This is a genomic window from Pareuzebyella sediminis, assembly GCF_008367235.1.
GTDB lineage: Bacteria > Bacteroidota > Bacteroidia > Flavobacteriales > Flavobacteriaceae > Pareuzebyella > Pareuzebyella sediminis.
Genome location: NZ_VTZS01000005.1, coordinates 54,587 through 76,498 on the forward strand (window position 1 = coordinate 54,587; position 21,912 = coordinate 76,498).

Below are 21,912 nucleotides of genomic sequence, written 5' to 3' on the forward strand. Positions count from 1 at the left end.
AATGCTTAAAAAATCAAGTTCTTATGTAGTTATTTTAGTAGTTGGGCTGGTCATCGGATACCTTTTTTCAGGAAGCCGTGAATCAACGCAATCGAAGAGTCCGGAGAATTTTGTAGATCAATCATCCTCCTATTTTTCCTGTGCCATGCATCCCGAGATTCGCCGTGAAAATGGGGGTAATTGTCCCTTATGTGGCATGGAGTTAACTTCTCATGAAACACAGAAGAGGGAAATGGATGGGAATACCTTTCAGATGACGGAAAATGCGCTTGCACTGGCGAATGTTGAAACCTCAAAGATCGGTTTACAAGACTTAGGAGGAAGTACCTTGAAACTTTCGGGTATAATTATGGCCAATGAAAAAACAAACGCTGTTCAAACCACAACTTTTGAGGGGCGTATCGAAAACTTAAACATTCATTCGGTAGGGGATTATATAAAGAAGGGTACGCAGGTAGGGCAGATATATTCACCTGAAATGTATGCTGCTCAAGATAAGCTATTGACTTCAGCTACCTATAAGAATACCCATCAGAAACTATATGATGCAGCAAGAAACACCTATGGTTTATGGAAAATGAGCGATGACCAAATCGAAGAACTTATCAAAACACAAAAACCAATTAAAATATTTCCTATAGTGGCAGATGTTTCAGGAACGGTGACCGAAGTACTAGCCTCTGAGGGCAAGTGGTATAAAGAGGGCGACCCCCTGTTCAAGGTTTCAAATTTTTATACCGTATGGGCGGCTTTTGAAGCTTATGAAAACCAGCTACCTATGTTAAAAGTAGGGCAAGAGATCACAATTACCTCCATAGCACAGCCCAATAAGAAATATAAGTCCAAAATATCTTTTATAGAACCTATCTTGAGTCTTAGTAAACGAACGGTTTCAGTTAGGGCCACCTTGATAAACGAAAACGGACTATTGAAACCGGGTATGTTCGTTGACGGAACAGTTGGGGTTGCTGGTGACGATAGGGTGCTCACGGTTCCAAAATCTGCCGTGATGTGGACGGGTAAGCGTTCTCTGGTGTATCTGAAGCCTGATGATGATCGACCTGACTTTGAAATGGTCGAGGTAATATTAGGTAGTGTCGTTGGAAAGTCTTATGTAGTGTTGGAAGGTCTAAACCCGGGCGATGAGGTGGTTACCAACGGTACATTTACTGTCGATGCTGCAGCTCAATTACAGGGTAAAAAATCGATGATGAACACCCATAAACCGAAGGAAGTAGCCATAGAACCGCTTGAAGGTGCCCGAAAAGTAATTGATTTTAATCAAGATTTCGAATTCGCCTTCGCGGCTGTAATTCGAAAATACATAGAACTAAAAGATGCTTTGGTAGCTTCTGAGGCCACCAGCGCTTCTCAAGCAGCAAATGAGTTATTGGAGTCTATAAATAACATGGAGATAGAAATACAGGGCAATGTGATTGGTGAACTTATAAAATCAATAAAGACGGGTGCCCGAACTATATCGGAAATCCGTAATATTGAACAGCAAAGAACAATCTTTACATCGCTTTCTGAAAAAATGGTACACATAGTTTCTGCTTTCAAAAATATCAATCAAACCATCTATATACAGTTCTGCCCTATGGCCGATGAGAACAAAGGTGCCCATTGGCTTAGTTATGATTCTGAAATATTAAACCCTTATTTTGGAACTAAAATGTTAAATTGTGGAAGTACGGTTAAAACACTTCCATGACCTTTCTCTGAATTCTCTTTCAAAGCAAATCGATAAGTCTTTCCATGGCCATACCTCTGGAACCCTTGATAAGAATAGTCGCTTTTTTCGCTATAGGATTTTGCGATAGATAATCCTTCATCCGTTCGAATGAATCAAAGGAGGCTGTTTTAGTTGAGGTTCTATTAAAGTTGTTACCGATCAAAAAAGCCTTGTCCAACTCCATTTTAGTTACCATATCGGCTATTTGCTGATGCTCCTCGGCGGCAGTTTCCCCTAACTCGAACATATCTCCTAAAAAGACAATTTTTTGATGAGCTTTTAGCTGTTGAAAGTTTTCAAGAGCCGCTTTCATACTGGTGGGATTGGCGTTATAGGCGTCCAGAATAATATGATGACCGTTTTTGGATAAAATTTGAGAACGATTGTTTGCAGGGGTATACGCCTCTATAGCATCTTTTATTGCATCCGCTGAGACGTTGAAATACTTTCCAATAAGTATGGCAGCCGCACAATTGGTAAAGTTATAGCGTCCTATCAACTTGGTCTGTATGGTTTGGTTTTCAACTTCAATTTTCACAAAAGGGTCGGCGTCCAAAAGGTTGATTTTATAATATTGATCTTTCTTTACACTGAACCCAAATTTCTTGACATAAAGGCCTAGCTTCATTTGTTGTATTTCATCATCGGCATTCATAAAGATAACCTTGTCATTGGCCATTAGGTAATCGTAGAGTTCGCTTTTACCCTTAATAACCCCCTGCACTCCTCCAAAACCTTCGAGATGGGCCTTTCCAAAATTTGTTATATAACCAAAATCAGGTCTGGCCAGTGCGCTTAAAAACTCGATTTCCTTTTTGTGATTGGCCCCCATTTCGATGATGGCCATTTCGTCATTTTCCTTGATTGAAAGTAAGGTCAGCGGAACCCCGATATGGTTATTGAGGTTTCCTGCGGTCGCAGTGGTATTGTATTTTTTGGAAAGTACGGCATATATCAACTCTTTGGTGGTGGTTTTACCATTACTACCTGTCAGGGCAATTACCTTAGCTTTTGAATTATTTCTATGAAAGGTGGCTAGATCTTGAAGACATTTCAATACGTTTTTGACCAGAAAGTGCCGATTTGAGGAGGCATACTCCTGCTCGTCCACAATTGCGTAGGCGGCCCCTTTTTCCAATGCTTCTGAAGCATATTCGTTTCCGTTAAAATTTTCACCTTTCAGCGCAAAAAAGATACAGTCTTCAGTGATTTTTCTCGTGTCGGTACAGATTTGGGGATGGGCCAAAAAATAGGGGTATAACTGGTCTACTGTCATGGGCTAAAAATATAAAAAAGTCCAGGTTGTTGTACCTGGACTTTTCGTTATTTTAAGGTAAAAAAGCTTATCTCGCTTTTTTGCCCCGTGGTGTTTTATTTTTCGTTTTCGATTTTGAACCTACCCTAGACATGGCACATCGAAAACCGATATAGTCGGTAGCCATATACTGTGGCAAATATCTTCTTTGGGCCGGGTCTAACCAATACGCCCTGTCTCTCCATGAACCACCCTTGTATACTCGAACTTCATCATTAATCAAAGTTGTCCTGTTATTGGATGTATCATATTGACGAATCAGTTTCCCAGTGGAATCACGTTCTACATTATGTTTTGGAGAATTGTACATTTTACGGGCTTCTTTATCGTCTTCATCACTGAACTGGTCAAAGAACCTTGAGGAACCCGGATCTCCATCGCGGTACCCTCTATTGTCACTGCTAGAAAAATTCGTTCTCAAGTAGGTTTCTTCCTCACCAATAGGCACCATAGCGATTTCACCGGGCAGATTAACTGCTACGACTTTTCCATTCGGAAGGGTATCGTAGACAATAGAATCCCTTAGTACATTTACCTTTCCATCTTCTCCGATGGCTGATTTCATGTAAATGTTACCACGGTAATAGTTAAAATCACTTACCTCGTCATCGACAATAGGCCTGTAGACGTCAGCGACCCATTCGGCAACATTGCCCGCCATGTCATAGAGTCCTAGGTCATTCGGTTTGTAAGACATCACTTCCGCTGTAATATCAGCCCCGTCATCCGACCATCCGGCAATTCCACCGTAATCTCCTTTTCCTTGTTTGAAGTTGGCTAATTGATCTCCTCTTCCGACGCGTTGGCCGTTACGGGTATAATCGCCATCCCAAGGATATTTTTTTCGTCCCCTGTAATTATTATACTCTCTGGTACCTTGATTCGCTTGAGCCGCATATTCCCATTCGGTCTCGGTGGGAAGCCTATATTCTGGCATGATTACACCACTACTACGCTTGGCAAATGTACTGATGCTATCTTTTTTCTTATCCCCTTGAAGAGAGTCGATTTGCCCGTTGTAAACAGACTCTGGTCTGTTCAAATAGGCTTCGGTGCTGAATGTCCCCGCTATTTCACCTGTAGCGGCACGATATTTGGCATCCTCTGCCAAATAGCCTTCCCTTTCCAACATGATTTCGTTGACCCGGTCAGTACGCCATTCTGCAAATTGTGTTGCTTGAACCCAGTTTACTCCGACAACTGGATATTCTGCATAGGCAGGATGACGCAAGTAGTTGTTCGTCATTGTTTCATTAAATCCTAGTCGGTTTCTCCATACCAAGGTGTCGGGTAAGGCTCCGGTATAAATGTTGGCGTATTTTGGGTTTTCGGGAGGATATACACTTTTTAAATAGTCTAAATACTCAAGATACATGACATTGGTGACTTCGGTTTCGTCCATATAGAAAGACTGTACGTGCTGAGAGGTGGGAGTGTTATTCCAGTCATGCATCACATCATCCTGTACTTTACCTTTAGTGAAAGTGCCGCCCTCAATAAACACAAGACCGGGAGCGGTTTCTTGCTCTTTGAAGTCAGTATTGTATTGAAAACCACCATCTTTGGAATTGATTTTCCAACCTGTGGCCCTCGATACGTTTTTAGATCCAGAGGATTTTTTACAGCTGGTCGCGGTGAGGCCTCCGGCAATGACTGCACAAGAAAGTACAACTTTGATAAACTGTTTCTTCATAATTAGGACTTGAGTTCAAATCGGCCGACTACCCTAGAAAAGCCAGTCGAAAAATTTGTATTTTGATTAAATTTTTAGTGTCGCTTTCGGCATATTAAACGATGTTTTGCACATAATATTTTGTATGCCAAAAAAAATGTTTGACCAAAAGAATAGGCCGTGGTTCGATAAAACGCATGGCTTTCTAAAGGTCATAACGGCATATTTATAAATCTAGTATGATTTCTAAGGTTTCTTTTGCGTTTAACATGAGAAAAAAATAATACTGAAAATGTACCGTAAAACCAAATTTCAACCAAGGGTTCTTTAGATGGCACATGACATTGTCACGGACTCTTATTGGAAGTTGCTAGTGATTTTATTCAATTTTTTTGGATTATTAAACATTATCGATAAGAGTATATCCCAAAAATGGTTGAATTCTTAGTTGTTTTAGGAGTTATTTTTAAAGCTCAACTGCAGACATTTGTGACCATTTAAAGTCATACCACAAATTAAAGGGTACGGGCCAAATGTTTCCTTATTTTTGTAAAAGGGAGCAAATACGGAAATAATATGCATTGCGTATATAAGATAATTCCAAAAAGCCCGTTTAGATGTAATACACCTAATTTATTTTTAGGTTGAGCCACTATTTATGATATTTGACCGATTAAATTCTAGATTTAATTTAAAATGAAAAAATCTTTACTAATTATTTTGATGGCTTTGGCGGGTGAACTATCTGCACAAGATATCGAAAACCGAGTAATTACCACTGCCGTTCCTTTTCTTACAATTTCGGCCGACGCTAGAGCTTCAGGAATGGGCGATATGGGTGTGGCAACTTCTACCGATGCCTTTTCGCAACAATGGAATCCGGCCAAGTTTGCCTTTGCAGAGCGGAAAATGGGAATTGGTATTGGCTATACACCTTATTTAAGCAATACCGTTTCGGGCATTGGCCTTTTGAACGCCAGTTATTTCAATAAAATTAATGACCAAAGTGCATTTGCCGTTAATCTTCGGTATTTCACTTTGGGGGAAATTGAATTGAGGGATAGTTTCGACGACGTCGGCACAATTGTAAAGCCGAATGAACTGTCTTTAGACGGGTCGTATTCACTTAAACTGAGCCCTACGTTTTCTATGGCGGTAGCTGGAAGATATATCCGTTCTAATTTAAAGTTTCCTTCAACCAGTAGTATAGATGCCCAACCGGGAAGCACTTTTGCTGTGGACGTAGCCGGTTTTTACCGATCACCTGAAATTGCCTATAATACTTTTGATGGGAGATGGAGAGCTGGTTTTAATATTTCCAACATTGGCGGAAAGATAGCCTATGATCAAAATGGCCAAAACAATTTTATTCCTGCAAACCTGAAATTCGGCGTTGGTTTCGATTTTATCTTGGATCAGGATAATGTGCTTGGCTTCACCACCGAATTCAACAAGCTTTTGGTACCTACACCACAGGATTTTGACGGGGACGGTGATTTAGATGCGGAAGATAACGACGAATACCAAAGCATCGGATTTTTGAGCGGTGCCTTTAAATCTTTTGGAGATGCTCCCGATGGATTCAGTGAAGAACTAAAGGAGATTACATGGGCATTGGGTGCGGAGTATAGTTATCAACAGGCATTTATGTTCCGTGCAGGATATTTCAACGAAAGTGATATGAAAGGATATCGTAAGTTCTTTACGATGGGTGCGGGCTTTAAGTTTAGGTCGGCACAAGTTGATTTGTCTTATCTTTTCTCAACTTCTAGAATTACCAACCCTGTTGAGAATTCACTTCGCTTTTCCCTTACGTTCAACTTGGGAGAGGAGTTCTTGAATGACTAGAACCGGAAAAAGAAATTTTAAAACCTGCATCATGCAGGTTTTATATTTTTAGGAAATGTCTTGTGATGGGCGAGGTATGAGAAAACAAAAAATAGAATTCGAAATAACGGTCTATGAATCTTTGACCGATCTTTCCGAGAATGACCGTCAATTGATGGAAAAAGCAATAGCTTCTAGAGCAAAGGCTTATGCACCTTATTCGGGATTTCAGGTCGGGGCAGCAGTGGCATTGATCAACGGGGAAGTAGTGATTGGCAACAATCAGGAAAATGCCTCCTATCCGTCCGGTTTATGTGCTGAGCGCGTCGCCATTTTTCAGGCCGGCGCAAAGTTTCCAGGGATTACAATCGAATCTATTGCAATAACCGCCGCTTCGAAGAACCATTCCGTAAACCATCCGGTGGCCCCATGTGGTAATTGTCGTCAGTCGATGCTCGAATACGAGGTAAGACAAACTGCACCCATTCGCGTACTTTTTATGGGCGAGAATGGTGAGGTCTTCAAATGCAATGCCGTAGGCGATATGCTTCCATTTGGCTTTGATAGCTCCTTTTTATAGTAGTATAAAGAAGGGAGGCCTCAAATTCAATCAAACCTTTTTCTTCAATTTTTTTCAACTATTGATTTAATATGTATTTTTGTTTTTCTTGTCCGGTCCGAGTGTCATCGGAATCGAAACAGGATGTTTATAAAATCCTAATTAAATAGCATCGATGAAAGAAATCACCAAGGAAGTATATCTTAAATGGTATGAAGATATGTTGTTCTGGCGCAAGTTTGAAGACAAGCTGGCACAGGTATACATTCAACAAAAGGTTAGAGGTTTTTTACATTTGTATAATGGGCAAGAAGCCGTTCTTGCAGGCTCTCTACATGCCATGGACCTTACAAAGGACCGTATGATTACTGCCTATAGAAATCACGTTCAGCCCATAGGGATGGGCGTAGATCCAAAAAAAGTAATGGCGGAACTCTACGGTAAGGTCACCGGCACATCAAAGGGCATGGGCGGTTCGATGCATATTTTTTCGAAAGAACACCGTTTTCACGGGGGCCATGGTATCGTCGGAGGGCAAATTCCTTTAGGTGCAGGTATGGCTTTTGGAGACAAGTATTTTGAACGGGATAATGTAACCCTTTGTTATATGGGAGATGGTGCCGTTCGCCAAGGATCGTTTCACGAGGCTCTGAACCTAGCGATGCTATGGCAGCTTCCCGTAGTTTTTATTTGTGAAAATAATGGGTACGCCATGGGAACTTCTGTAGCAAGAACTTCACATTCCACTGAAATCTGGAAACTAGGATTGGGTTATGAAATGCCATGTGGACCGGTAGACGGTATGGACCCAGTGACAGTGGCCCAAGAAGTGAGCAAGGCCATAGAACGAGCAAGAACCGGTGGCGGTCCCACTTTCTTGGAAATGAAAACGTATCGATACCGAGGACATTCTATGTCAGATGCACAACATTATCGTACTAAAGAGGAAGTACAGGAATATCAAAAAATAGACCCTATTACTCAAGTGCTCGATGTAATCAAAGAAAATGAATACGCGACCGAAGAAGAAATCAAGGCCATAGACAAGGCGGTGAAGGAAAGGGTTTCCGAATGCGAGAAATTCGCCGACGAATCAGATTATCCTCCGGCCGAACAATTATATGATATGGTCTATGAGCAAGAAGATTTTCCGTTTGTACAACATAAACTATAGGTAAATGGCAGAAGTTATAAACATGCCCCGATTGAGCGATACCATGGAAGAAGGTACCGTAGCTAAGTGGCTAAAGCAAGTTGGTGATAAAGTTGAAGAGGGTGATATTTTGGCGGAAATCGAGACCGATAAAGCTACCATGGAATTTGAATCGTTCTATGAAGGTACCCTATTGCATATTGGTATCGAAGAAGGTGACGGCGCCCCGGTAGATTCATTATTGGCAATCATAGGAGAAGAAGGAGAAGATATTTCCGGCTTGTTGAACGGTAGCGCCGATGCATCGGATAAGAAGGAAGACGATGCCTCTACTGAAGAAACTTCAGAACAAGACGCAGTTTCCGAAGATGATTCCGATAGTAGTGGTAAAAGTACTTCATCCGATACTGGAAGCGTAGCGGAAATTCCGGAGGGTGTTGAAGTTATCAAGATGCCAAGGTTGAGCGATACGATGGAAGAGGGAACAGTGGCAACATGGCTCAAGAAAGTAGGCGATGAGGTCGAAGAAGGCGATATTCTTGCAGAAATCGAAACGGACAAAGCTACCATGGAATTTGAATCGTTCTATTCGGGTACCTTGTTGTACATTGGCATACAGGAAGGCGAATCTTCTCCTGTAGATGCAATTCTTGCCGTTATCGGCCCTGAAGGGACGGATGTAGACGCCGTTTTGAGTTCTAAACCCGCTGATGGAGAGAAGAAATCGAGCGAAGACAAGACCAAGGAAGTCAAATCAGAGGATAAGCCAACAGAAGCTGACAAAGATACGGGCTCTAAAGCCGTAGGTGACGATCAGCGTATTTTTGCTTCGCCCTTGGCCAAAAAAATAGCCGAGGACAAAGGGATTGACTTATCGGAAATTTCCGGTTCGGGAGACAATGGAAGAATCGTAAAAAAGGACATAGAGAACTATAAGCCTGCCGCAAAAAAAGAGACTCCGAAAGAAACGGAAGCGGCTCCCCAAGCTTCGGCAGAGCGCAAGACACCTGACCCTGTAGCCCTTCCTGTCGGGGAAGAGCGTTCCGAAGACGTGAAGAATTCGCAAATGCGTAAAACAATCGCTAAGCGGTTGGCAGAGTCGAAATTTACCGCGCCCCATTACTACCTGACAATTGAGGTAAATATGGAAAACGCCATCGCTTCAAGAAAACAAATCAATGAAATGCCAGATACAAAGGTGTCCTTTAACGATATGGTCGTGAAAGCATGTGCGATGGCATTAAAGAAACATCCTCAAGTCAATACTACTTGGAATGGTGATACCACCAAATACAATCATCATGTGCATGTCGGCGTTGCGGTAGCCGTTGACGAAGGGTTAGTGGTTCCCGTTTTAAAGTTTACCGATCAATTGAGCTTGACTCAAATCGGTACCGCCGTAAAAGATCTTGCAGGTCGGGCCAGAAACAAAAAATTGGCACCGGCCGAAATGGAGGGCAGTACTTTTACGGTATCTAATTTGGGCATGTTTGGTATTGTTGAATTTACTTCAATTATCAATCAGCCCAATTCAGCTATACTATCGGTCGGGGCTATCGTGGAGAAACCCGTCGTAAAAAATGGTGAAATCGCCGTTGGGAATACCATGAAAGTTACCTTGGCCTGTGACCATAGAACGGTCGATGGAGCAACTGGCGCTCAATTCTTGTTGACGCTTCGCACGTACTTGGAGAACCCGGTCACCATGTTGGCATAGTAGCGAACAGATTAAAAGTAAATTATTGCAAAGGCATCTCCATATATTTCGAGATGCTTTTTTTTATTTCTAAATTGCCATGCTAATTTAAACGATCACTATGAAATATTGTTTTCTCGGCTTAATGGGGTTATTGTTGATCACTTGTGGTACCTCAAAGATTGATGAATCGGTAACCCTGAAAAGTGAAGATGCGGTAAAATTCGACCGTAATCTTATGGTAGTGCCTAAGAAGGCAGATGATGTCGAAGGCATTGAAAAGGCCGTTGCGGCTGCCGAGAATAGTTTTACCGACGCTGCCAAGGTCGAGTTTATCTTGAATTTCTTGGCTTCCGATGAACTGAATGGTAGAGATTCTGGAAGCGAGGGTATCGCACTAGCTGCAGATTTTATCGAGAAAATTTTCATAAAGAACGGGGTTCAACCTTTCTTTTCAAGTTATCGTGATACGCTCTCTAATTTTGAGCCGGTCGCCTACAATATGGTCGGGGTACTCGAGGGTAATGATCCCGACCTCAAGAAAGAATATGTCATTATCGGAGCCCATTATGATCATATTGGTATCATTGAAGGGGAGGATGGGGATGTGATTGCCAATGGTGCCAACGATAATGCCACAGGTACGACCACAGTTCTGGAATTGGCGCGGTATTTTGGAAACCATAAAAGTAATAGGCGTAGTATCATCTTTGCGCTGTTCAGTGCCGAAGAAAAAGGCTTACTGGGCTCTAAACACCTCGCACAAAAACTTAAGAATGGGAATTTGGACCTCTATGCCATGTTGAATTTTGAAATGGTAGGGGTACCTCTTGTCGGAAAGGATCACCTGACCTATTTGACGGGATATGAATCGTCTAATTTGGCCGAGGTGGCCAATAGCTATTCAAAGGAAAAGTTCACCGGCTTTTTGCCAAAAGCAAAAGAATTTAATTTGTTCAAACGTTCAGATAACTATCCTTTTCATGAAGCCTTTGGGGTACCCTCCCAAACCTTCAGTACCTTTGATTTTACTAATTTTGACTTTTACCATAGGGTTGGGGACGAGGCTTCTAAAATGGACTTTGACCATATGGCCAACATTGTCAATAAAGGTATTCCGGTTATGGAAGGAATTGTGAATGCTCCCACTCAAGAAATCAAATACTATTAATGGCCTCTGTTGTCATCACAGGTGCGAGTAGGGGAATCGGTTTTGAACTGGCCCGACTCTTTGCAGATGAAGGACATAAAGTGTTGGGGCTGTCACGTAATGATACGCCCATAAAAGCTTTAGGCCATTCCAATATAACTGCCTTTCCCTTTGACCTGTCAAAACCCTCGGATTTTGTAAAGTTAGAAGCTTTTCTAAATGAGAATTGGGGTCAGGTCGACATTCTTATTAACAATGCCGGAAGGTTAGTGAATAAGCCATTCATGGAAACGTCAATGACGGAGTTTGAAGAAGTATATAAGGTAAATGTGTTCGGCGTGGCCCGAATTACACAAGCCTTACTGCCCAAAATGCCTAAAGAGGCCCATGTGGTTACCATAAGCTCTATGGGAGGGGTTCAAGGGAGTGTGAAATTCCCAGGTTTGTCCGCCTATAGCTCTAGCAAAGGGGCGGTGGTCACTTTGACCGAGCTTTGGGCCGAGGAGTTCAAGGAAACCGGACCAGCGTTCAATGTGCTGGCCCTGGGTGCCGTGCAGACCGAAATGCTTCAAGAAGCTTTTCCTGGTTATCAGGCTCCGATCAGTGCTATGGAAATGGCGGCATATATCAAAAATTTTGCCCTTACCGGTCACCAGTATTACAACGGAAAATTACTTCAGGTAAGCAATACTACCCCCTAATGGCAGCATATAAATGTATTATCTTCGACTGTGATGGTGTCCTTGTGGATAGTGAAGTTTTGGCTATTCGTACTTTCATCGAGGTAGCTAGGGAAAATGATATAGATATAAACCTCGAGAAAGCGCTGAAAGAACTTAAAGGTCATTTCTTTGAGGAATGTATGCGAAAGGTGGAAAAAATGACCGGCAAAAAATTGCCCCAAGATTTTGAATCGCGATTTCGAAAAAGGTCTTTTGAGACATTCAAAAATGAATTATTGCCTGTAGCGGGGGTCGATGAGGTACTCCAAAGCCTAGAACTTCCTTTCTGTACCGCTTCAAGTGGTCCCCAAGAAAAAATAAGACTGAATCTGGCAACGACCGGTCTGCTGCATTTCTTTCAAGACCGTATTTTCAGCTGTTATGATATTGGTAGGTGGAAGCCCGATCCTGCCATTTTTTTACATGCGGCCCAGCACATGGGGTTTCTTCCAGAAGATTGTCTCGTCATTGAAGATTCGCTTGTCGGCGTAAGTGCGGCCAGAACAGGCGGTTTTGATGTGTTCGGATTTGCCGCCAAGGAGGAGGAGGCCCTTTTTAGACCTGAGTGCACTGCGGTATTTCACGAAATGGACCAACTTATTTCGATGATTTCCGACAAACGATGAAAAGCCAAAAACCGTTCAGGTCCATTTTAAAATATGCATAGGCTGCGCTCTTACCCGTATTGAGGTAAGGGTAGTATCGAGCACTCTATTATCCTTAAAAATTCTTTTCTACTTCTCCCCTTTATTCCATCTTTGCTTTAAGGTTTAGCCTTGACATGCTCTAGGCTTATGGTGTACCTACGTTGAAAAAAATAATCAAGGCTTTACTTTGCTTTACCTTTTATTGGATGAGTTCTCTTATTTTTGTGGAAGTGGATGATATTTTAAAGAAATACTTACCGGAAAGAGCGATTGCTCCTTGCCTTGAGTTGATCAAAAGCACCGGGGTACATCTTAAAATCGTCAATGAGCGGGTGACGCGACATGGTGATTACCGTAGAATGCCTGATGGTAGGCACCAGATAACGGTAAATGCGTCGCTGAACAAGTATCGGTTCCTGCTAACTCTAATTCATGAAATTGCACATTTGGCGGCATTTGAAAAATACGGCCGTCGAATCAAACCCCACGGAGCAGAGTGGAAACGTACCTTTCAATATTTGATGCTACCTTATATCAGACCAGAGATTTTTCCTGAGCAATTATTGCCGTTATTGGCCCGACATTTTAAAAACCCTAAAGCGAGTAGCAGTACCGATGCACAATTGTCCATGGCCCTACAACGTTTTGACGATAAAAATACGGATAAGACCTACGTTTTTGAAGTACCTTTGGGGAGTGTTTTCCGAATCTATAATGGCAAATTATATAAAAAAGGGAATAGACGCGTAAAACGTTATGAGTGTGTTGAATTGGCTACAGGTAAGCTGTATCTTTTTCAACCCAATGCCCAAGTAGAGCTGGTCGGGATTTAGGTAGTAACCGAGTCTCGACAGTGTATGATTTGAAGTTACTTAGTGGACGCCATTCAGTATGAACCGTAAGATTGTTGGCGCGGTTCAAAATTTGACAACTATCCAATCACTAAATGGAATAACTGAACAAACTATGAAAAACAAAAACTATTATGCCGTTTTAATGGCAGGCGGGGTCGGTTCTAGATTTTGGCCGATAAGCACATCGGATTATCCGAAGCAATTTCACGACATGCTAGGTGCCGGTGAAACACTGATTCAAAAGACCTTCAAGCGCCTGAATAAGTTCGTGCCCACTGAAAACATACTTATACTGACTAATGAAAGGTATAACGAATTGGTTCTAGAGCAGTTGCCTTTGGTGAAACAAGATCAGGTGGTACTTGAGCCCGCCATGCGGAATACCGCCCCATGTATTCTCTATGCGGCACTGAAGATTCAGAAAATGAATCCTAATGGAGTGATGATCGTGGCTCCCAGTGACCACTGGATCGAGGACGAAGAGGCCTTCGCCGACAATGTGAAGCTTTGCTTTGAGAAATGTGAAAGGGAAGATGTGCTGTGTACGTTAGGTATTACACCTTCTTTTCCGAATACAGGTTTCGGATATATTGAATTTGAAAAGAATAGCGATGAAGTACTTAAAAAGGTCCATCAATTTCGTGAAAAACCCGATTATGAAACCGCGAAGGAGTTTCTGGCCCAAGGGAATTTTTTATGGAATGCAGGAATATTTATGTGGGGCGTAAAGACCATTGTTGATTCTTTTAAAGAGTATCAGCCTTCGCAGTATGGTCTTTTTGAAGCGGGATTTTCTTGCTATAATACGCCCGAAGAGACCGATTTTATAAAGGAAAATTATCCGAAGGCGGAGAATGTTTCCATAGACTATGCCATACTCGAACGTTCAACATCCATTTATGTACTTCCGGCAACTTTTGATTGGAACGATTTAGGTACCTGGGGCTCACTATTTGATAAGTTGGATAAGGATGAAAACGGGAATGCGGTGGTAAACAGTCGGGTTCTGGCCGAAGATGCTTCGGGCAACATGATCCGTTCTCCAAAAGACAAAATTGTCGTTATCGATGGCTTAAACGATTATATTATTGTGGATAAGGAAGAGGTACTACTTATCTATCCAAAAAGTAAGGAGCAGGATATCAAAAAGGTATTGGTGAGGGTTAAAGAAGCCTTTGGCGACAAGCACGGATAAGATGGAAGAAAAAAAAATTGATCAAGACAAAATTACGCCCACGGAGGCCCCCAAGGAAAGTGCCGAGGAAGTAAAGGAAGAGGTAAAAAAGGATTTTAAGGGCCTTCAGGGTAGCGTACGTAAGTTTCTCAGGGAACTTCTCGATATTCGCAACAATACAGATCAAGAGGCTACCAAAGAAGCAATTTTGGCCGACATTCCCTTTAAGGGGCATACCTCTTGGATTTTGATTTGTTCGATATTTATAGCATCGATCGGTCTCAACGCCAATTCAACTGCGGTTGTCATCGGGGCGATGTTAATATCACCACTTATGGGCCCTATTTTAGGGTTGGGAATGTCTTTGGCTCTTAACGATATCGATACGCTGCGACGTTCGCTGAAAAATTTTGCGGTGATGGTTGTTTTAAGCGTGCTTACCGCCTTTCTGTTCTTTTATTTTTTCCCCATAAAGGACGAGTCCTCCGAATTATTGGCTAGAACCGCCCCTGATATACGAGATGTACTTATTGCATTCTTCGGGGGATTGGCCCTAGTGATCGCACGTGCAAAAAAGGGTACGATCGCCAGTGTGATTTTTGGTGTTGCCATTGCCACCGCCCTTATGCCTCCCCTCTGTACTGTGGGTTTTGGGTTGGCCATAGGTAACTACGGCTATGCGGGTGGTGCTATGTATCTCTTTATCATCAACACGATTTTTATTGGGCTAGCAACATTTTTGATTATTAAGATTTTGCGTTTTCCTATGATGCGTTACGCGAATTCAAGAAAGCGGCGCTTGACGGCTAGAATAGCATCCATCGTGGCCATATTGATCATGGTGCCTGCAAGTTGGACCTTTTACAACGTGTTCAAGGAATCGCTTTTTAGAAAACAGGCCAATCAATTTGTAGCAGAAACCATCGCACAATATACTTTCGCTGGGGAAGGAAGGTATCTCGAGAATTTCACCAACATTGAATACAATGATGGTAAAAACCCTCAGATTGAAGTCGTTTGTATGGGAAATGAGGTTGTTCCCGCTAATATTATTGCAGGTTGGAACACTCTTAAAAATGAAGATAACAGCTTCGGGAGACTACGCAACACGGAGTTTCATGTGATTCAAGGCGCCAATAATACCGAAATCGATCAACTTAAATATGTAAATGAACTGTACGAAACGCAAAAAAACCAATTGTCAAGCAAAGAGGAACAAATAGCCTTTTTAGAGACTGAACTCGCCCGCCTTCAAAAGTCTTTGGGGAAACAGATTCCCTTTCAGGATATTAGCAAAGAGGCCAAAGCCAATTATGAAAATTTACAAGTATTGGAATATGGTAATTCCGTGACGACCGACTTTAATAAGATCGATACCCTAACCGTATTTTCAGTGAGATGGAAAAATAATCTGGGCTCCGCCAAAATACAGGCTGAAAACCAAAGACTGCTCGAATGGTTGAAAATTAGGTTAAAGGATAGTACTATTCAGTTGCGGAACGCCGAAGAATAGGGCACTTGGTCTCAATTTCTCAATTTCTTTCTTCGATGTACATTTGACGTACCTTTTTAAAGAGATCTGAAGAATATACAAAATTCGTAACCGCCTCATTATCGGTCCTAAAAATCTCTTTGTTGGTGCCTTCCCAGGCTTTTAGACCGTCTTTTAAAAAGATAATCTTTTTGCCGATTTCCATTACCGAATTCATATCATGGGTATTGATTACGGTGGTAATGTCGTATTCTTCGGTTATTTCGTGAATAAGGTTATCGATTAGAATAGCCGTTTTCGGATCAAGGCCTGAATTGGGCTCGTCGCAAAAAAGGTATTTTGGATTCATTACAATCGCTCGGGCAATAGCTACGCGTTTTTGCATACCTCCCGAGATTTCAGCCGGAAACCTGTCATGTGCGTCGACCAGATTCACCCGTTTGAGTACAAAATCTACACGGTCCTGCATTTCGGATTTAGCTTGTTTCGTGAACATTTCCAAAGGAAATCTTACGTTGCCTTCAACGGTCATGGAATCGAAAAGTGCGCTTCCTTGAAAAACCATGCCCATTTCTTGTCGAAGGTTTCTACGTTCTTCGGGTGATAATTTTGAATAATCCTTTCCATCATAGCGAATAACACCCTCCTCAGGAGTAAACAGACCGAGAAGGCATTTGAGAAAAACGGTTTTTCCCGAACCACTTTGGCCGATTATCAGATTTGTTTTTCCCTTGCTGAAAGTTGTCGAGATTCCTTTTAGTACATGGGCGTCACCAAATGACTTATGAATGTTTTCTACCTCGATCATCAGCCTAGCAGTAGTTGTGTTAGAATATAGTTCAAAATGATTATGGTCACACTAGTCCAAACGAACGCCGTAGTACTCGCTTTTCCCACCTCAAGTGCTCCTCCCTTCATAAAAAAACCATGAAATGAGGGAATGGTGGCTATAACCAAGGCAAACACCAAAGTTTTTATGAAAGCATACGTGACATGATAGGGTATGAATTCCAATTGCAGCCCCGCCACAAAATCGGCACTGGTTAGAAAACCTCCAAAAACACCTGCCATCCATCCCCCTAAAATACCGACATACATCGATATTGCAATGGCGAACGGATAAAAGAGCATAGCAACAATTTTAGGAAAAACCAGATAGTTCAGAGCGTTTACCCCCATGACCTCCAATGCATCGATTTGTTCGGTAACCCGCATGGTACCGATACTCGATGTTATATAGGAGCCTACCTTTCCGGCCATAATGATCGAAACGAAAGTGGGTGAAAACTCTAAAATTACAGATTGACGTGTAGTAAAGGCTATAAGATTTTTTGGAATAATAGGATTCGTGAGGTTCAAAGCGGTTTGAATGGCGACCACCCCACCGATAAAGAAAGAAATGAAAATGATAATACCCAATGAATTGAAAATCAATTCATCGATTTCCTTGAAAATCAAGGGTTTCATGATACGCCATTTGGTCGGTTTTTTAAAAACCTCGATAATCATGATGGCATAACTGCCGATCGATGCTAGGTAGTTCATGTAAGGAAAATAACTTTGTCCCAACAAAAATAACAATAATGAAATGGATTTAACCCCCAATTAATATATAAGCAAGTAATTTATTTACTTTTGCCCCATCAAATATTATAATATGCACGGTAAATTTCTAGTAACACTAGTCCTTATTTTTTCAACTTTAATTTTTATTCCAGATGCTATTGCCCAACGCCATTCTAAGGGTGAAGACACCGACATTCTTCGTACACGCCCAAAATTGGTGGTCGGGATTGTAGTCGACCAAATGCGCTATGATTATATCACCCGGTTTTATGATCACTTTGGTGATGATGGTTTCAAGCGTTTTATCGAAAAGGGCTTTAACTGCAAGAACAATCACTATAATTATGCCCCTACAAGCACGGGTCCGGGTCACACTTCAGTGTATACGGGAACAACTCCTGCAACCCACGGTGTAATCGGAAATAATTGGTACGATAAAGAATCGGGCGAAGATGTGTACTGTGCGGGCGATGACTCGTACAGCTCCGTCGGAACAACATCGGATGCCGGTAAAATGTCCCCTCATCGAATTAACGTGACCACCATTACCGACGAATTGCGTTTGCACACGCAGATGCGTGGAAAAACTATTGCCATTGCCTTAAAGGATAGAGGAGCGGTACTTCCAGGAGGACATACTACAAATGCGGCGTATTGGTTTCATGGGGCCGACGAGGGCAATTGGATTACGAGTTCTTATTATATGAAAACCTTGCCAAAATGGGTCAATGATTTCAACACCTCAAGGAAGGTGGAAGGCTATAAAAAATCGTGGACCACTCTTAAAAATATCGATGACTACCTAGAGAGTACCGCCGATGACAATGCGTACGAAGGGCTATTCGACGCGGAGTCAAAATCTACATTTCCGCATAGCCCACCGAGCCTACTGAATAAGAAGGCCGATTTCGATGTTATCAAATCAACGCCATATGGCAATAGTCTTACCACGGATTTTGCCTTGGCTGCCATCGATGGTGAAAGCCTTGGTTCAGATGAGGTGCCCGATTTTCTGGCAGTAAGTTTTTCAAGTACCGATTACGTCGGCCATAAATTTGGAGTGAGCTCGAAGGAAGTCGAAGATACCTATCTGCGATTAGATCAAGACCTGGAGCGATTGTTCAAGGCTTTGGATAAAAAGGTCGGTGAAAACGAATATACCGTGTTTTTAACCGCGGATCATGCAGCTGTTGAAGTCCCAGCTTATCTTAAAGACCAGGGAATACCTGCCAGTAATTTAAAATGGGAGGGCAACAAAGCCAAATTTGAACAATTTTTAGAGTTCACCTATGGCACTACCGATATCGTCAAGAACTTCTCTAATTTTCAATATTTCTTAGACCATGACGTGATCAAGAACTTGGATTTAAGTGTTCAAGAGGTACAGGAAACCTTAGCTTTGGAACTATTAGGGTACGAAGGGGTTGACCGTACTTATACGGCCTATCAATTATGGCAAAACGATTTCACCCATGGAATCCCGTATATCTTGCAGAACGGATACAATCAAAAACGATCGGGAGATGTCATGGTCGTATTGAAGCCAGGCACGGCCACATCGGGTCTGACGGGTTCTACCCATGGATCACCTCAAGTGTATGATACCCATGTGCCTTTATTGTTCTACGGAAAGGGAATCAAAAAAGGAAGTACTGTGGAGCGCACCGAAATTGTCGATGCCGCCCCGACCATCGCTGTTCTATTAGGGATTTCATTCCCTAGTGGCACGACCGGTCAGCCGGTTGCCAAAGCCATAGAATAGTAAGAGCCCATTATGAACGATAGCCCGATAGGTATTTTTGATTCCGGTGTTGGAGGAACCTCGATATGGAAAGAGATCCAAGGTTTAATGCCCTTTGAAGATACCATCTATTTGGCCGATAGTAAAAATGCTCCATATGGTGAAAAATCGGAAGGTGATATCCTTACATTAAGTATTAAGAATACTGATTTATTATTGGATATGGGTTGTAAAATGGTGGTAGTAGCGTGTAATACGGCCACCACGAACGCCATCGATTTTCTTAGGCGCCATTACGATGTGCCCTTTATCGGTATCGAACCGGCTATTAAGCCGGCAGCCCTGCAATCAAAATCAAAAACCGTAGGTATATTGGCGACGCGGGGTACGCTCTCGAGCCGATTGTTCCATAGTACTTCCGAAAATCATGCAAGTGGCATACGAATTGTTGAACGAGAGGGCAGCGGGTTGGTGCCTCTAATCGAAAAGGGAGAATTAGCGTCTGACGAGATCAAAGCCCTTTTATACACCTTTTTAAAACCCATGCTCGCTGAAGGAATCGATTATCTGGTGCTGGGATGTACCCACTATCCCTATCTCATTCCTGTGTTGAAGGAAATAGTACCTGAAACCGTGCAAATTATCGATTCTGGGGAGGCCGTAGCTAGGCAAACCAAGGCCATTTTGATAAAAAACGGGCTGTTGAACGGTAATGGACAAAAAGGGAAACATGTGTTCTATGGGAATTCGAACACTAAGACCCTAGAAAAATTTTTGAGTGACGTTCCGGTAGACGTGCGTGTTTCTTACTTGGACTTTTAACGTGACGGGTTGCTTAATTTTATAATGAAGCGAGCGGTATGGAACTTGCCTGAAAAAAGGGGTTTTGAACGCAAAACAATGTCAAGGGGTTATCCTGTAAAAAAGCCTTCTCGTCTTACCTTTTGTTAGTCCTCCGACCTTTTAGTCGCACTGCGAAATAAAACGTTCTTCTTAGGGTCTTCCCCTAGCGTTACGAGATAGCGTTGTTCCTCGGAATTAGAAAATTTTGACTCCGTCTCGATTTGTATAGTGCGCCTCTTATAGGGCTTGATAGGCGGCACTTTGCCTTTGCCCAATATCCTATAATGTGTTCCATCGATGGCGAAAATCGAGACTGTTGACTCTATGGAAGCGACTTGACCGAAATTCTCTACGACCACGTCAAACCTTTTTCCGGATGAATTTAGAATGGGTTTTCGAGCGGAAAGTGCAGGTTCCAAGTAGTTGGTTTCCGGTAATCTTGTGTAGCCAAAAAGAAGGTTCCCGGCTGTATCTTCACCCAGTAATTTTGCAGAAAAATTTTCCTCGGTAATGCCGTTATTGTCGCCTGTGAATGTCACCAGGGCATCCTTCCCTTTTTTCTCGACCTTTTCGAACTTGAATCCTTTTCCAAAATCGACCCATTCCGGAGCTCCGAACCGAAGCGATTCAAAATTTATATCGGTGATAGGGTCAAAATCGTTCTCCGCGCGTATATATAAGGTGATTTTCTTGGTCTCGGGGGTGATGGGATTTTTATTGGTTATCGAGATTAGTTTGCCTTTAGTGAGGGGTATGGTAATCAGTTTTGAACTGTGGTTGTCATTGGGAAGGTCGTTCCATTTTATGGTGTCGATAACGGCAAAATTGGCCTGGATAGCCCTTTTATGGGAGTCCTGCATTACTTTCAGGCGCTCATATTTGAACCAATCTTCCATGGTGCCATCTTGATGTTTGGCTACCCCGGGCATATAAGCTTCACCTGGGTCTACCTTCCAATGTAACCCATCTTTTGAACGTAAATACCACGCGATTCGCCCTAACCAGTCGTTGACTATCAGATGATATTGCACTTGGGTCTTCCAGATTACGGGATCTTCAAAACGACCATCGACAGGCGGATACACACTTGAATTGCTGACCTGATACCAGGTCGATAGTCCATCTTTGCTGATCCAAACACCTCCCCCGCGGCAAATCATTACGAACGAGCCATCTTCTCGCTGGGCGAAGGTGAGGTTTGAAAGGCCTTCTATAATAGGGCGGTCTCGCGTATCAAAATCAAATTGTGCATAGGTCCAAGGTCCGTTGATAGCATCGGCGACGTAATATCCATCAATAACGTATATGACGTATTTGCCATTTTTTGTAATATACCATTCAGGGTTATGCCCTTTACCAATTTCCGCTATAACCTTATACGGACCAGAAGCGTTTTCCGATACGGCATGAACCACTTCGGAATTGGGCCAAGCCATGTGCCCTTTTTCAGAATCTTCGGCCCACCTACATACAAAAAGGTGGTAATAGCCGTCTTCCATTTTTCTTATGTTGCCACCCCAGTATGACCATTTTTTATCCTCAATGCCATTTAAGGTGTCTCGCGGAACAACACCCGAAGCGCCCCAAGTGTTCGAGGTCATTTGCCCAAGTTCGGGCATGGGTTGAAACCTATCCATAAATCGACCTCCATATACAAGGTTTTCCCAACCGTTCGGTCTTGTCCTTTCGACAATTTGGGCTTCCATGTAGAAAGGTGCCACTAAAATAGCGACTACAAAGATCAGGATAGGGACTCTTTCGTTCAT

The 21,912-nt window shown here is 42.5% G+C and carries 18 protein-coding genes; 13 read left to right on the forward strand and 5 right to left on the reverse strand.

What is annotated here, in order from left to right; translation table 11 throughout:
* The first annotated feature begins 1 nt into the window (after position 1).
* Entirely contained in the window at positions 2 to 1,714 is a 1,713-nt protein-coding gene (locus F2B13_RS16380) for an efflux RND transporter periplasmic adaptor subunit (protein WP_149277200.1), read from the forward strand.
* Positions 1,715 to 1,733: 19 nt separating this feature from the next.
* On the opposite strand, the gene F2B13_RS16385 is transcribed toward F2B13_RS16380, so the two are convergent.
* The gene (locus F2B13_RS16385; protein ID WP_149304678.1) at positions 1,734 to 3,011 is read right to left on the reverse strand and encodes a UDP-N-acetylmuramoyl-tripeptide--D-alanyl-D-alanine ligase; all 1,278 of its coding nucleotides are present in this window, start codon (positions 3,009 to 3,011) and stop codon (positions 1,734 to 1,736) included.
* Positions 3,012 to 3,078: 67 nt separating this feature from the next.
* Positions 3,079 to 4,743 carry a gliding motility lipoprotein GldJ gene (gldJ, locus tag F2B13_RS16390; RefSeq protein WP_149277202.1) on the reverse strand — a complete coding sequence of 555 codons (1,665 nt, stop codon included), beginning with the start codon at positions 4,741 to 4,743 and terminating at the stop codon, positions 3,079 to 3,081.
* A 675-nt stretch (positions 4,744 to 5,418) separates the two neighbouring features.
* On the opposite strand from gldJ, the gene porV reads away from it, so the two are divergent.
* From porV to F2B13_RS16440, 10 genes are all read left to right on the forward strand, one after another.
* Positions 5,419 to 6,570, forward strand: a complete 1,152-nt coding sequence (gene porV, locus F2B13_RS16395) for a type IX secretion system outer membrane channel protein PorV (protein WP_149277203.1) — start codon at positions 5,419 to 5,421, stop codon at positions 6,568 to 6,570.
* A 76-nt stretch (positions 6,571 to 6,646) separates the two neighbouring features.
* Positions 6,647 to 7,129, forward strand: coding sequence for a cytidine deaminase (gene cdd, locus F2B13_RS16400; protein ID WP_149277204.1), 483 nt, complete (start codon positions 6,647 to 6,649; stop codon positions 7,127 to 7,129).
* A 154-nt stretch (positions 7,130 to 7,283) separates the two neighbouring features.
* Entirely contained in the window at positions 7,284 to 8,282 is a 999-nt protein-coding gene (pdhA, locus tag F2B13_RS16405) for a pyruvate dehydrogenase (acetyl-transferring) E1 component subunit alpha (protein WP_149277205.1), read from the forward strand.
* A gap of 4 nt (positions 8,283 to 8,286) precedes the next feature.
* Positions 8,287 to 9,978 (forward strand): pyruvate dehydrogenase complex dihydrolipoamide acetyltransferase, encoded by a 1,692-nt coding sequence (locus F2B13_RS16410; RefSeq protein WP_149277206.1) that lies wholly within the window; start codon positions 8,287 to 8,289, stop codon positions 9,976 to 9,978.
* A gap of 100 nt (positions 9,979 to 10,078) precedes the next feature.
* A complete protein-coding gene (locus tag F2B13_RS16415) occupies positions 10,079 to 11,128 on the forward strand; it encodes a M28 family metallopeptidase (protein WP_149277207.1) in 1,050 nt (349 codons plus the stop codon).
* Positions 11,128 to 11,808 (forward strand): SDR family NAD(P)-dependent oxidoreductase, encoded by a 681-nt coding sequence (locus F2B13_RS16420; RefSeq protein ID WP_149277208.1) that lies wholly within the window; start codon positions 11,128 to 11,130, stop codon positions 11,806 to 11,808. Before F2B13_RS16415 ends, F2B13_RS16420 begins: the two co-directional genes overlap by 1 nt.
* On the forward strand, positions 11,808 to 12,455 hold the full coding sequence (locus tag F2B13_RS16425; RefSeq protein WP_149277209.1) for an HAD family hydrolase: 648 nt from the start codon (positions 11,808 to 11,810) through the stop codon (positions 12,453 to 12,455). The genes F2B13_RS16420 and F2B13_RS16425 overlap by 1 nt, the downstream gene beginning before the upstream one ends.
* 227 nt (positions 12,456 to 12,682) lie before the next feature.
* Positions 12,683 to 13,309 (forward strand): SprT-like domain-containing protein, encoded by a 627-nt coding sequence (locus tag F2B13_RS16430; protein WP_394348976.1) that lies wholly within the window; start codon positions 12,683 to 12,685, stop codon positions 13,307 to 13,309.
* A gap of 133 nt (positions 13,310 to 13,442) precedes the next feature.
* Positions 13,443 to 14,525 (forward strand): mannose-1-phosphate guanylyltransferase, encoded by a 1,083-nt coding sequence (locus F2B13_RS16435; protein WP_149304679.1) that lies wholly within the window; start codon positions 13,443 to 13,445, stop codon positions 14,523 to 14,525.
* 1 nt (position 14,526) lies between these two features.
* Positions 14,527 to 16,017, forward strand: a complete 1,491-nt coding sequence (locus F2B13_RS16440) for a DUF389 domain-containing protein (protein WP_149304680.1) — start codon at positions 14,527 to 14,529, stop codon at positions 16,015 to 16,017.
* A 19-nt stretch (positions 16,018 to 16,036) separates the two neighbouring features.
* Here F2B13_RS16440 and F2B13_RS16445 read toward each other — a convergent pair whose 3' ends face one another.
* Positions 16,037 to 16,804 (reverse strand): ABC transporter ATP-binding protein, encoded by a 768-nt coding sequence (locus F2B13_RS16445; RefSeq protein WP_149277212.1) that lies wholly within the window; start codon positions 16,802 to 16,804, stop codon positions 16,037 to 16,039.
* Positions 16,804 to 17,541 (reverse strand): MlaE family ABC transporter permease, encoded by a 738-nt coding sequence (locus F2B13_RS16450; protein ID WP_149277213.1) that lies wholly within the window; start codon positions 17,539 to 17,541, stop codon positions 16,804 to 16,806. The genes F2B13_RS16445 and F2B13_RS16450 overlap by 1 nt, the downstream gene beginning before the upstream one ends.
* A gap of 112 nt (positions 17,542 to 17,653) precedes the next feature.
* On the opposite strand from F2B13_RS16450, the gene pafA reads away from it, so the two are divergent.
* Together pafA and murI are read left to right on the forward strand one after the other, a co-directional pair.
* Positions 17,654 to 19,324 (forward strand): alkaline phosphatase PafA, encoded by a 1,671-nt coding sequence (gene pafA, locus F2B13_RS16455; protein WP_149304681.1) that lies wholly within the window; start codon positions 17,654 to 17,656, stop codon positions 19,322 to 19,324.
* A gap of 12 nt (positions 19,325 to 19,336) precedes the next feature.
* On the forward strand, positions 19,337 to 20,125 hold the full coding sequence (gene murI, locus F2B13_RS16460) for a glutamate racemase (RefSeq protein ID WP_149304682.1): 789 nt from the start codon (positions 19,337 to 19,339) through the stop codon (positions 20,123 to 20,125).
* Positions 20,126 to 20,250: 125 nt separating this feature from the next.
* Here murI and F2B13_RS16465 read toward each other — a convergent pair whose 3' ends face one another.
* Positions 20,251 to 21,912 carry a glycoside hydrolase family protein gene (locus F2B13_RS16465; protein WP_198440152.1) on the reverse strand — a complete coding sequence of 554 codons (1,662 nt, stop codon included), beginning with the start codon at positions 21,910 to 21,912 and terminating at the stop codon, positions 20,251 to 20,253.